The organism is Ignavibacteriales bacterium (assembly GCA_016700155.1).
Taxonomy (GTDB): Bacteria; Bacteroidota; Ignavibacteria; order Ignavibacteriales; family Ignavibacteriaceae.
Genome location: CP065001.1, coordinates 2,649,845 through 2,663,789, shown reverse-complemented (window position 1 = coordinate 2,663,789; position 13,945 = coordinate 2,649,845). Strand labels below are relative to the sequence as shown.

Genomic DNA, 13,945 nt, shown 5'->3' with positions numbered 1-13,945 from the left:
ACTACTTTTGATTATGATATGTTTATTCAACTTCACCAAATGCCGGTGAGGTTGTTTTAGTTTTTTTCCCGACAGGAAATAACATCGGGACGGACTTTCTGTAGTTCTCATATTTTTTTCCATGTTCTTTAAGCAGGTCTTTTTCTTCAAGGATTATAGCTACAAGAATATATGAAGTTGTTGCAATGGCAAACACAAGGTGAGCAATTGTCATAACAGGTGTTGACCAGAACATAATCAGCCAACCGAGATAGAGAGGATGACGAACAAGTTTGTAGGGACCGGGTGTAACAAATCCCAATGGTTTGTATTCCTGCTTTCTCCAGTAAAACCAAACCTGTCTTAATCCAAACAGATCAAAGTGATTGATTAGAAAAGTTGTTACCAATACCATTAGTCCGCCAAACAGCATCAGACCGTTAAGTACTACAGCAAACACGGGATCCTGAACATTCCAGATAGTTACTCCCATCGGCTGCCATAACCAGTACAATAAAATAACAGCGATGCTTGAGAACAGCACATAAGTACTGCGCTCTGCTGCATTTGGGATTAACTTAGTTATCATTTGTTTGAAACCTTTTCTTGCCATAACACTATGCTGAACAGCAAAGAGTGCAAGTAATCCCGAATTAATTAATAGTGCTTCTGCAAAAGGAACTGACGCAGCAGAATCAATTGATTTGGGAACTAAAAAATTTCCAAGGAATCCCGGCAGATAGCAAAAGACTCCAAAGAAAATGAAGTAACTGACTACTCCATAGAGAAAAACGAGATGGCGTTTCATAGAAACCTCCTGAATTAATGATTGATTTATATTGATTTAGAATTTCTGAGAGACGTTTGCTGTGTTTGTTTCGGATCCACAAATCATCGAACCCAGAAAAATTACGGCTGCAAATTTAGTGGCTGAAGGAGAGCTAATATTTCAGAATGGTTGCAATGTTTTTAATTATTGATGCAAAGAAAATGCAGATTTAGATGGGTTTTAACAGATGTTGTAATAGTTTTAACTATCGTTGCATCATTCTTTTTAATGGTCAGCTAAGGTTGTTATGTTGTTCATTTTGTCTGCTTCTATACTCAGAGGGTGAGCATCCGAATAGTTCGTGAAAAGATTTATTAAAATATGCCTGGCTGTTGAATCCGACCTTGTAAGCAATTTCAGCCATTGAACCTGCATCCTGTAAAATGAATTGCGCCGCTCTTTGTAATCTGAAATTTCTTATAAATTCTGTTGTTGATTGGTTTGTTACAGCTTTTAATTTCCTATGAAGCTGTGATCGGCTCATCCCAATTTCTGAAGCTAATTTATCGACACTGAAAGATTCATCTTCCATATTTATTTCGATTATAGATTTTAATCTCTCAATAAACTGAACCTGTGATGAAGGTACAATTACTTCGGCAGGTTTCAGGATCATCTCAGAAGTAAATTTAGTTCTTAATTGTTCTCTTGTCGTGATCAGATTCTTAACTCTTAACCTGAGTTCTTCCGGGTTAAATGGTTTAATCAGGTAATCATCTGCGCCGAGTTCCAACCCGCCAAGTTTATCTTCCATTGCGGCTTTTGCAGTCAGTAATATCAGAGGTATGTGATTTGTCTTGTCATTAGTTTTGATTTTTTTGCATAACTGGAAGCCATCCATTTTCGGCATCATCACGTCAGAAATGATAAGATCAGGAATAAACTCTAATGCTTTATCAAGTCCATCTTTGCCATCTATGCTTTCTATGACTTTAAATGATGATGAAAGATTATCCTTAATATATTTTCTCAGGTCGGAATGATCTTCAACCACAAGTATAACGTCACGGTCAGTTTTTAGTTTATCAGACACTTCTTCGATGTTAGTATTAATCGCAGATTTTTCTATTGAAGAGAATTGCTCATTAATATTTTCAATAATCTTTTCGTCTGAAATATCATTATTACTTAGGTGATTTCTTCCCATTGGGAATGATAGTTTAAACTCTGTGATATCATATTCACTGGAAACACTGATTGTCCCTTTGTGCATCTCGACAAGCTCTTTTACTAAAGCCAACCCTATACCTGTCCCTTCAAACAAACCTTCTTCTGCTTTATGCACTTTGTAGTATCGCTCAAACAAATGGCTAAGATCAGCTTTCGATATTGTTATACCGGTATTCAATACACTTATTAAAGCCGAATTGTTCAGTGATGTTACTTTGATTTCAATTTCATTTCCTTCCGGTGTGTATTTAACTGCATTTGAAATCAGGTTGGATATAATTTTTTCCATCTTATCCTGATCAAAGAAAAGATTAATAACATCTGTCGAAGCACTGTTAATGGGTGAGTTGTTAAAAGATAATTTTATTTTTTTCTGTTCGGCTAAAGAGGCAAATGATACAAACACTCTTTTCACAAAACTTACAATATCTTTTTCAGATGCTGTGAGTTTAGATTTTCCTGCTTCAATTTTTGATAACTCAAGCAACTGGTTTATTAATTGAAGAAGCCTGTAAGCATTCCGCTTCATTACACCAAGGTCATTGATGTCATTCTTGTTTACTAATCGCTGTTCAAAATTTTGAATCAGTCCAAGGATCAGAGTCAAAGGGGTTCGGAACTCATGAGATATATTTGCGAAGAAGTGTGACTTAAGCTGATCAACTTCCTGAAGTTTGTTCGCTTCAAAATCTTTCAGCCTGAGTTCATTCCTTAACCGGACGCGTTTCATTTCATACTGCCTGAATGAATACAATATGGTTATGAAAAATACACCGTATAGTAAATAAGCCCACCACGTTTGCCACCAGGGAGGCAGTAAAATAATTTTTACAGAAAGCCCTGCTTCATTCCACACGCCGCTGCTGTTAGTAGCTTTAACATAAAAAGTATATTCACCCGGATCCAGATTAGTATATGTAGCAAACCTCTGATTTCCTGCCTGCACCCAATCCCTGTTAAACCCTTCCATCTTATATGCATAAAGATTTTTTTCAGGATTGCTGAAATCAAGTGATGCAAATTCAAATGTGAAAAAATTCTGATCGTGAGATAAAGTTATTTCTTTTGTGTAGTAAACATTTTCTTTAAGCTCTGATTCCACGCCCGGCGCAATTGATTTATTAAATATTCTGAAATCAGTCAGTACAATATTCGCGGGTTTTGTTTTTGTGTTAAGATTTTTTGGGTCGATAATGTTTAATCCGTTTTTGCCTCCGAAATAAAGCATACCGGTAATTTTACTTGCATAACCGGCATTTTGTATAAATTCATTTCCCTGCAGTCCATCATTCACATCGTAATTCTTGAATAGATTTTCTGATACAATAAATTTAGAAATCCCTTTGTCCGTACTGATCCATAAATTGCCGTCTGTATCCTCTACAATTGAGTTAATTATATTACTTGGAAGACCATGCATTGTCGTGAAGTGCGTAAAAGATTTTGTCTCCGGTTTCCATAAATTTAATCCGCCTCCGAAGGTGCCTATCCATGTTTGTGCTTTGCTATCGACATACAAACAAATAACTCTGTTTGAAGTAAGTGAGTTTAAATTTGTAACGTCATGTGTGAATCTTTCAAATCTTCCGGTTTGCCTGTTAAGCCGATTTAAACCACCCGTTGTTGAACCCGCCCAGATGCTGCCATATCCATCTTCACATATTGCCGCTATTTCATTACTGGAAAGAGAGGTTGAATCATTTGGTATGTTTTTGTAAAGAATAAATTTTTTCGCTTCAGGATTATATTCACATAAACCACCGGCACCTGTTCCGATCCAGATATGACCATCCTCGGATTCAAAAATTGAGTGAATAAAATTATTGGGGATTGAATTTTTATTCTGCGGATCAAAATTAATATGCGAACTCTTTGTCCCATCATCGCGAAACAGATATATGCCATCGCCAAATGTACCAGCCCATATTGTTCCATCTTTTGCCTGGATCATGGATCTTACTTCGACTCCGCCGAAGTATGATATCAGGTCTTGCGTGGCAATTTGCTGATGAATCTTATAATCACTGCTGAACTGATCTGTTACTTTAAAAATTCTTCCGCTGCCTGTACCAATCCATAACGTTTTGTTTTTATCTTCTAGCACTGCGGAAACTTCAGGGTATTCATCATTTATACTTTGATTGAATTCAATTGTCCTGATCTTCTCTGAAGAAATATTGTATTTGTTTATTCCCGTTGTATAAGTCCCGATCCATAATACGTAGTCATCATCCATTAAGAGGGAAGTGATGTATTGTTCGCTGATGCTTTCGGGATTACGGGATGCTTTATAAGTTATTTGCTTTACTGTTGAAGGGTTATAGCGAATCAATCCATCCTCAATTGAACCTGCCCATACAGTACCGTCGCTTCCTGAAAAAATACTTCTGACTGTAAGATGACTTTCCTGTGAAAGATGTTTTCTGAATGAAATATTTTCCTGTTCGGTATCAACAGAGTAAAATCCTGAATAAGAACCAACCCAAAGAATCTTTTCCTGCAAGTGCAATGACACAATTCCGTTAGCGACAATGTTATCCGGATTTTCTGGATCTATCTTGTAGTTAAAGATTCTGTTAGTAACAGGATCATATTTATCCAGTCCGCCTCTTCCGCCAATCCAGATATTGTTTTGACTGTCTCTCGCCAGGCTGAAAACAAAATTATTGCTTAAAGAAATATTTCCTGTTTTCTGGTGTTTAAAATTTGAAAATTTATTTTTCAAAGGATTATATCTGCTTAGTCCATTCCGTGTGGCAATCCAAAGATTTCCTTTTTCATCAGGAAGAATTTGCCAGACAATATTATCAACCAGTGAATTTGAGGAGTCGGGGTTATGTCTGAAATGCAGAAAAGTTTCAGTCCTTAGATCGAACCGGCTCATACCTTCCCTCGTGCCAATCCAGAAAATTCCTGTATCAGTTTCGCAAATTGTGTTTACGGCATAGTCGGGAAGACTATTCACATTACCGGGTTGATGCCTAAATACTTTAAATTTATAACCATCATAGAGATTCAATCCATCCTGGGTTCCGAACCATAACAGCCCGAGTTTATCCTTGTAAATACAGAATATCTGGTTTTGTGAAAGACCATCTTCAATATTAATTCTTTTAAACTTTGCATGGCTGTTCTGACCATATAATTCAACGCCTGATTGCATTGCAATCAACAAAAAGATCAGCAGCAGTTTGCTCATTTTAATCATCAGTTGTCGAGTTATTGTTTGGAATGACGGTCGAATATAACGCGGGGTGTTTTAATCTGCAAGGAAAAGATTTGAGATCCTGTCGATGCAACAGCAAATAATTCTAAAAGATGATTTGAAAATTATGTGTAATTTAAAGCACCCGGTTGCAATGTTATTCATCATAAAATTAATTTTCTGATAGACTTTGAAACGAGGCATTACGTGCACAAACTATATGAAGAAAAAAGAATTGTCAGTACATACGATTCGGATTTTCAAAAGCAATTAAAGATAAGCAGCATATTCAATTACATGCAGGATACAGCGGCTTCAAACGCTGATCAGCTTGGTTTGGGTTATGAACACCTTCTGCCGCTTGAATTGGCATGGATTTTATCCTGGGTTAAAGTTGAGATAGATGAGTATCCTGTTTATGGTCAGGAGTTACTTTTGAATACGTGGCCCAAATGCAGCTACAAGTTGTATTCGATTCGTGATTTCAGAATTAAGGATATGAATGAAAAAATAATGTGTCGTGCTACAACAGCCTGGCTTCCCATCAATATGAAAACAAAACGTGTCACAGGTATTCAGAATCTGCCAGCTCCGATTCCTTATAATCCTGAACTCATTGGTGTTGATGAACAGCCATCAAAAATTTTAATTCCTCAACTAAAACAAATTCTGTTTGCTAAAAAATTCAGGTACAATGATCTTGATATTAATCATCACGTGAATAATGTTAAGTATGTTGAGATGGTACTTGATGCTTTTACATTGGAACAGTATGCTTCTCATACTATAAAAAGTATAACAGTCTCTTTCTTATCAGAAAGCTTTTACGGTGATGAAATTGAAGTGAATATTTCTCCAGGTGAAAATGAACTTATAACATTTGTTGAGGGAGTCAATACACAATCTCAAAAACAGGTATTTGCAGCTAAAGTTGAATTGAAATAAAGTCTGTTAATTTCTTTGTCTTATTCTTATTCTTTCTCTTCATTCCGTCTCGTATAAAATACGGGATCATTCTGGAACCATATCATTTTATTTTCATTAAATACTACAAGAGCATTTTCAAGAGAATCAATTTCCAGGTGAGGATGTTTGTAATAATATGATTTAGAGTTTGATTCATCATTCAATGAAGTATTAAACAAGTACTTCCTTTCGTATCTGCAGGTTAAATCAGAGTTAAAAATGAAAGTCTCATTTATCTTACCGCATTTATAGTTCTGCTTTGAGTTATGTTCATAAACACAAGCATAATTTTCATGTTCCCATTTCCCGTAAATACTTTTCTGTCCGATTGAATCTGAAAAAAACATTCTGAATTCCTGCAGCATCAAAAAATTATCTTCAAAAGAAATACGTCTCGGGTCAAAGATGTAAACCAAATCTTTTAACGGTTTATTAACAATATCACGTGAGTATTCAATACCTGCTTCATAAAAAAGAAGATTACCATCTTTGATTTCAAACTTTCCACTTAATACATAATTAACAACGTATGTGTTTTCTGCAAACAAGAGGGGAGTAAGTAAAGTATCAGTGAAAGTCCCGTCAGAATTTAATTGAATCATACCCCTGTTTTTAGCTTCCCAACTTCCAACAATTTTTTTTTGAAGCTGTTTATCACTTTCTGAAAGTGAGTGATCGCTTGCAGTACAGGCGGAAAAATAAATTGCAAGAAATACAGCTATTATTTTAAGAGTCAATTGCATTATAAAATTTTATCTCTGTTTAACTGGCAGATGATCGGGGACAAAAAAAGTTTCGGAAGAAAGAATATTTAGATAAATAAAACTATCACCCTTATTATCTCTAATAAGGGTGATAGAAAAAAAGTGCTATTGAACTACTTTAAATCTTATTGCCTGACCGCCACCGGGTGCAAGTTTGATTTCAAGTGTTGATGAATTTGTTACATTCTTTTTTTCAATTTTATAATCCTGAGGATTATTCAACCAATCAGCTTTATCGCCATCACGATAAATTTCTGCGACGAACTTTTTATCCTTACTGAGAAAATCAAGTTTGATATTGAATGATCTGCGCTCTTCATCACTTATTGCACCAAGATACCAGTCATCAGAGTTTTTGTCTTTTCTTGCTGTGATAATATGATCACCGGGTTCTGCATCAATTATTTTTGAATCAGACCAATCGACAGGAACATCCTCAATGAACTGAAATGCATCGGGATATTTTTCATAATTCTCTATAAGGTCAGCAGCCATTTGAAGCGGGCTGTACAGCGTAACATAAAGCGCCAACTGTTTTGCGAGTGTTGTATGAACCTGTTCAGTTTTTTTGTTTGGATCATAAACATCCATCTTCATCTGGAAAATTCCCGGAGTGTAGTCCATTGGTCCACCCATAAATCTTGTGAATGCAAGAATTGTTTCATGTTCTGGCGGATTACCGCTGCTCCAGGCGTTAAATTCATTTCCGCGTGCTGCTTCTGCTGCAAGCCAGTTTGGGTATGTGCGGTGTAATCCTGTTGGTCTTACGGATTCATGTGAATCAATACTGATCTTATACTTCGCGGCTTTTTCAAGTACTCTTGTATAATGTTGTATCATCCACTGTGAATCGTGGTGCTCACCGCGTGGAATTATTTTTCCAACGTAACCTGTTTTAACAGCGTCATAACCATGCTTCTTCATGAATGTAAAAGCTTCATCCATTCTTCTTTCATAATTTGTAACCGAAGCAGATGTTTCGTGATGCATAATTAACTTCACGCTTTTTTCTTTAGCATACTTTTGAAGTTCTTCAACATCAAAATCAGGGTATGGAGTTACGAAATCAAAAACTTCTTCCTTCCATTGACCGAACCAGTCTTCCCAACCTACATTCCAGCCTTCAACAAGAACTCCGTCTATATTATGTTTTGCTGCAAAGTCGATATACTTTTTTGTGTTTTCAGTTGTTGCGCCGTGTTTGCCGTTAGGAGTTAACTTACTCCAATCAGTATCATCTAACTTTATGTTGCTCACGTTTGCATAATTCCAGCTCATCGTACCAACGTGCATTCCCCACCAGATACCGATATACTTAACGGGCTTAATCCAGCTTACATCTTCAAACTTTGTCGGTTCATTTAGGTTAAGAATTAATTTCGATGTAAGTATATCTTCAGCTTTATCACTTACAATGAAAGTTCTCCACGGTGTTTTACAAGGTGTCTGTAAATATGCTTTGTTTCCGACAGCATCCGGTGCAAGATGAGATGTAAGCGTAAAACTCTTCTGATCGATAACCATATAGTAAGCAGGATAATCTAATAACGAAGCTTCGTGAATGTTGATATAAAGTCCGTCTGTAGTTTTCAACATCAAAGGTGTTTGAACGATATTCGGTTCAGTGATAGACTTTACAATTATATCATCAAAATTTCTTCCTTTGGTCGCATCAACTTCACTAAGTTTTGAGGTTGTATAGGTGTATTCCTGGCTGTCATAGTCACCGGGAAGCCACCAGGCTTTGTGATCTCCAGTTAAAGCAAATTGGGATTTTTCTTCCATCACTGTAAAGTATTTCAGACTATCCTGTGAAGGGAATTCATACCGGAAGCCAAGTCCGTCGTTGAACAATCTGAAAATGACTATTACAATTCTTTCTGTTCCGGTTTGATTAAGGTGAACTTTTAATTCATTATAATGATTGACGATAGTATTCACTTCACCCCAGACAGGATTCCATTCCTCGTAAAATGTTGATGTCTCGGCCGAAGTAATTTTAAATCCATCAACAAGATCCGGTAAACCTGAGAGTTCAATGCCAAGTCCGCTTTTGTTTATAACATTTTTATTGCTGCGTTCCATTTCGTAAAAAAGTCTACCGTTGTTATCAAGTGAAACGGAAAGTGAGAGTTTTGAATCCGGGGAAGAAATTGTCTGAGTAAAATTTAGTTGTGTCATAATTATAATTAATGCGATGAAGATTTTCATTTACTTAATTCCTCATAAAAAAAGTTTAATAATATCTTCTTCAAACATAAAGAAAATCCCGCACAGTTTTTCACTAGCGGGATGAGGCAATAGTACACTGATCTGACTGATAATTGTGGTGATTTATGATCTGAAAACTAACTCAACTGATTTCACTTTTACGGGTTTGAATCAATGATTGCTTTTACTTTTTCTTTGTCTGATGAATAAGTTAAGGCATTGATAAGCTGATGCGCGTTATACTTATCAATAACATTGGGATAGAGAATTCTTACCATCTCAACTTTTCCGTTTGAGTATGAAAATAATTCTAAGAGTCGCACCAATTGTGCAACTGAAAAATAATTGTAGCGCGCAGATATTTCTATGATTGATAACTGATCTGACTCATAAGATTCATTCTTAACACTGTTGTATAGTTGTTGAAAGTCCACTTCATTCATAGCCATTGGTTCAACGGGGTCGTATTGTTCATCTTCAATTGGTAAGGAGAGAAGCAGGTCGTGAATTTCGATCAGTAAATCTTTACTTCTTGAATAATCACGGTAACTTAATTTGGTAAGAAAATCCCGTTCGAGTGTTTCAAGTGCGGAGATGATCTTTGTCATCTTTACCTTTGGGGACATAACGCGATCGTCGTTATGCTTGTCGCGCTTTTTATGTTGTGCAGTAAGAGCAACTGAACAGAGAATAACAACAAGTATTATCTTAATTTTCATTTTAGCCTCATAGTTAGTGTGAATGTGTGTGTAAATATAAAACAGTAAGGGTTGAAACGAAAAAATTTACTATGACAGATGTTAAAATATTCCTGTGGTTCATTTTTCTAGAAAGGCTGCTACTCACTCTGCAAGAAAGGTTGAGATGGAAAAAAGAATCAACAATGTTTCAAAAATTCTAATCAACAATTATTATAGAATACGATAACAATTTCATCCAATAATATTGTGGGTCATTAAAAGGAAAAATATCATTGAAGTGATATATCTTTACAAACCCTATTCCTGGTTTTAAGTAGTAGTCAGTAACATCTACAACTATTTCAAAACTAAAAATATAAGAAGTATGCCTGATTCTGTAACAGTCATTGTAAGTTTCAGTGTAACCTACGACATCAAGAATTTCTTCAACACGAACAGTATCAAACAGAACATTCTGATATTGTGAATTCCATGCTTGTCCAACACTTAAATTTTCTTCACACAACTTCACTTTATAGAGACTTACAGCATCCCTGTGTTTATATATTTTTCTGTTATTAAATGAAAGCAATTCATCGTACCACATTTCAGAACGTGTTCCGTAACGGATTTGTGTTATTAATTCTTGATTAGGTCCAACCACCTTTCCTATTACATTGGAATAAACCGTATCTGTTACCGTTCCTGATGAATCCGCAATTAAATAAGTCCAGCTATTACCCATTGAGTTTGGCAGAATATAGTCAGAAACTTCAAACATTGGCAATTTAACATTCAGATTCCGGGTTAGTGTTATAACTGTATCTTTGGGGGCATAGTCAGTATGTGTTATGTGGATAGTTTGTTCTCCTGCAGGTATTTCTGAAAAAGTGAAATGCCCCTGATCATCGGTTGTGTCAACTTTGTTATTGATGGAAATAATTGCACCTGAAATCGGCAGTTCAGCAGCACCAACTTTTATATAAACCGTACCTTGGACATTAAAAGAATTATCCGGTTCAATTGTTTTTTCACATCCTGAATAAAAAAGTTGAAGTAAACAAACTATGATATGAGTATAACGGATTTCAATTGGGTTGATAGCATTAATAATATTTTTTATCTGCCTCATAACTAACCCTTTATATTTCTCTGCCTAAAACTTATACGATAGTCAGATGAAAGTCAAAATAAAACGTGTATTGGATAAATACAGTTGCACTACATCGTGTTAATTCGATGTTTAGATCAACTCAGTATGAAAGAAACACAGCAGTTATTATCTAATATTAACCTTAGAATTAAATGCTATTAATTCTTACTTAACTGATTACACATGTAGTTCACTAAAAAAAAATTTTTCAGCGGGAACTTTTTAAAAACAATTTTGGTTTTCACTTTTGACACTCACCTAAATTCTTAATCAATAAAAAAGGAGATCGTTATGAAGAAAACCTTCTTAGCTGGTGTGGTATGTTTATGTTTGACAGCCTTTGTGAACGCTCAGGTTGCTTCAGGTGTTTCCAGGACACAATTTGCGGATAATTGGAAATCACTTCCCCAACAATTGTTTGACGGAAGTTCTCTATTCTTTGATAACTTTAACGGGGATAATACCGTTACAGGGTTAACCGGACGCGGTTATGTTGTACTTAACCAGGATGGCGGCGGAACGGCAGATCCATTTTTTCAGGGGAACCCAACTGTATTAACTGCTTACGAAGGTCCGACCAATGGTTATGTTGCCTCCAACTACCAGGGAGCTAACGGATTTCTTATCGATCAGTGGCTCATATCTCCGCCCATAAATGTTACAGCAGGTGATACTTTAAGTTTCTGGCACAGATCGCCGGATAACAACACATTTGATGATTCGATTTTTGTGCGCTACTCAACAACAGCCGGAATTACTCCCGCGGCATTTGATGTTACCTGGGGAAGATATCTTGTGAGTGAATCAGGATGGGCACGCTGGACAGGAACTTTTAATCATACCGGAACTATCAGATTTGCTATTCAGTATTACCATACTAACGGAGGACCTTCAGGCTCATATTCTAATTTTATAGGAATTGATCTGCTCGAAGTATTAAGCTCAACTGCAGCTACAACAGCAAGGGTACAGGTTATTCATAATTCTGCTGATGTGCTTGCTGACTCGGTTGATGTTTATATAAATGGTGCGCTTGCAATAAATAATTTTGCTTTCAGAACAGCAACTCCTTTCCTCGACCTTCCTGCAGGAGTCACTCTTAATATTGGTATAGCACCTAAAACCAGTACTTCAGTTAATGACACTCTTAAGAATTTTCCAGTAGTTCTGACTGCGGGTGAAAAATATACGGTGATAGCAAATGGAGTTTTAAATCCTGCACTTTATTCTGCAAATCCTGACGGAAGAAATACGGCATTCACACTTCTGATTAAAACTATGGCGAGAGAAGTCGGTTTGGGAAGTGATGTAGATTTCTTTGTACTTCATGGTTCAACAGATGCTCCGACAGTTGATGTTAAAGCAAGGGAAGTAGGTAATGCTACATTGGTAAATGATGCTGCATACAGAGACATAACAGGTTACTTATCTGTTCCGGCTGCGAATTATACTCTTGATTTATATTTAGGTAATGGAGTTAACTATGTTGCTTCGTTCACCGCTCCGCTTTCCGGATTAGGCGGTGGTGCTGCGGCAGTTTTTGCATCAGGGTTTTTGAACCCGACGGGAAATCAAAACGGTGCTGCCTTTGGATTATTTGCTGCATTACCTAACGGCACAGTTATTCAGTTACCGGCGGCTTCGGCTCCAAATGCTAGGGTGCAGGTTATTCATAATTCATCTGATGTGCTTGCGGATTCAGTTGATGTTTATATAAACGGTGCGCTTGCAATAAATAATTTTGCTTTCAGAACTGCAACACCTTTCATTGATTTAGCTGCAGGTGTTACCCTGAATATTGGTATAGCGCCAAAAACCAGTACTTCAGTAAATGATACGTTGAAGAATTTTCCTGTTATTCTGACAGCTAATGAAAAATATGTTGTAATTGCAAACGGTGTTCTTAATCCTGCACTTTATGCGGCTAACCCTGACGGCAGGAATACTGCTTTCACACTTTTTGTAAAACCAATGGCAAGAGAAATTGCAACCGGCAGTGATGTTGATTTCTTTGTTTTGCATGGTTCAACAGATGCACCGACTGTAGATGTTAAGGCGCGTGAAGCAGGCAATCTTACTCTCGTTAATGATGCTGCCTATTCAGATCTAACAGCTTATTTATCAGTACCGCCAGCGAATTACACACTTGATCTATATCTCGCTAATGGAACTACATTAGTCAATTCATTCATTGCTCCGCTAGCAGGGCTTGGCGGTGGTGCTGCAACTGTTTTTGCATCAGGTTTCCTTAATCCGGCGGCTAACCAGAATGGCCCGGCCTTCGGAATATTTGCCGTACTTGCAAATGGTACTGTTGTACAGTTTAACACAGGCGTTGTACCTGTGGAGTTAAGTTCCTTTACTGCTAACATTGAAGGAAATAATGTTACTCTGAACTGGGTAACATCAACAGAAGTAAACAACCGGGGATTTGAAGTACAAAGAAAATTCGCGGATGAGTTTGTAACCATTGGTTTTATTGAGGGTTTTGGAACAACTTCTGAAGTTCGGAATTATTCATTCAGAGATAAAGATTTGAATACTGGGAAATATGTATACAGGTTAAAACAGATTGACTATGATGGAACATTTGAGTATTCAAATGAAGTTGAAGTGAATGTTAATGTTGTGAAGGAATATTCGTTATCACAGAATTATCCAAACCCTTTTAATCCTTCAACAAAAATAATTTTCAGCCTTGCATCGGATTCAGATGTTTCGTTGAAAATATTTAACGTTCTTGGACAGGAAGTAGCATCTCTTATCAATGGTAGAATAGCAGCCGGGGAACAGAGTGTTAACTTTAATGCTGATGGACTTAACAGTGGTGTGTATTTTTATCAGATCGATGCAACAGGAATTGACGGATCAAAATTCTCGCAGACTAAGAAGATGATTCTAACAAAATAAAAACCTCCGACAATCCTGCACCGCATGGTGCATGAGGAGATGAGGTGCCGCACTGCTTCCCGGTGCGGCATTTTTATT

Annotated in this window: 8 protein-coding genes; 2 read left to right on the top strand and 6 right to left on the bottom strand. The window is 36.7% G+C overall.

Annotation, left to right across the window (positions count from 1 at the left end; genetic code table 11):
- Window positions 1-22: 22 nt before the first annotated feature.
- Complete coding sequence (locus tag IPM56_11285) at window positions 23-787, bottom strand: isoprenylcysteine carboxylmethyltransferase family protein (protein ID QQS34843.1); 765 nt, start codon at window positions 785-787, stop codon at window positions 23-25.
- Between the two features lie 253 nt (window positions 788-1,040).
- Entirely contained in the window at window positions 1,041-5,177 is a 4,137-nt protein-coding gene (locus IPM56_11280; protein QQS34842.1) for a response regulator, read from the bottom strand.
- Between the two features lie 213 nt (window positions 5,178-5,390).
- On the opposite strand from IPM56_11280, the gene IPM56_11275 reads away from it, so the two are divergent.
- The gene (locus IPM56_11275) at window positions 5,391-6,128 is read left to right on the top strand and encodes a hypothetical protein (GenBank protein QQS34841.1); all 738 of its coding nucleotides are present in this window, start codon (window positions 5,391-5,393) and stop codon (window positions 6,126-6,128) included.
- A gap of 26 nt (window positions 6,129-6,154) precedes the next feature.
- Here the strand turns inward: IPM56_11275 and IPM56_11270 are convergent, their stop codons facing one another.
- The 4 genes from IPM56_11270 to IPM56_11255 all read right to left on the bottom strand — a co-directional run bounded on the left by IPM56_11270 (window position 6,155) and on the right by IPM56_11255 (window position 10,936).
- Window positions 6,155-6,892 carry a hypothetical protein gene (locus IPM56_11270; protein QQS34840.1) on the bottom strand — a complete coding sequence of 246 codons (738 nt, stop codon included), beginning with the start codon at window positions 6,890-6,892 and terminating at the stop codon, window positions 6,155-6,157.
- Between the two features lie 126 nt (window positions 6,893-7,018).
- Window positions 7,019-9,124 (bottom strand): glycoside hydrolase family 97 protein, encoded by a 2,106-nt coding sequence (locus IPM56_11265; protein ID QQS34839.1) that lies wholly within the window; start codon window positions 9,122-9,124, stop codon window positions 7,019-7,021.
- A 158-nt stretch (window positions 9,125-9,282) separates the two neighbouring features.
- A complete protein-coding gene (locus tag IPM56_11260; protein ID QQS34838.1) occupies window positions 9,283-9,843 on the bottom strand; it encodes a DUF4476 domain-containing protein in 561 nt (186 codons plus the stop codon).
- 178 nt (window positions 9,844-10,021) lie between these two features.
- Window positions 10,022-10,936 carry a carboxypeptidase regulatory-like domain-containing protein gene (locus tag IPM56_11255; protein QQS34837.1) on the bottom strand — a complete coding sequence of 305 codons (915 nt, stop codon included), beginning with the start codon at window positions 10,934-10,936 and terminating at the stop codon, window positions 10,022-10,024.
- A 312-nt stretch (window positions 10,937-11,248) separates the two neighbouring features.
- Here IPM56_11255 and IPM56_11250 point away from each other — a divergent pair, with 312 nt between their 5' ends.
- Window positions 11,249-13,867, top strand: a complete 2,619-nt coding sequence (locus IPM56_11250) for a DUF4397 domain-containing protein (protein ID QQS34836.1) — start codon at window positions 11,249-11,251, stop codon at window positions 13,865-13,867.
- Window positions 13,868-13,945 lie beyond the last annotated feature (78 nt).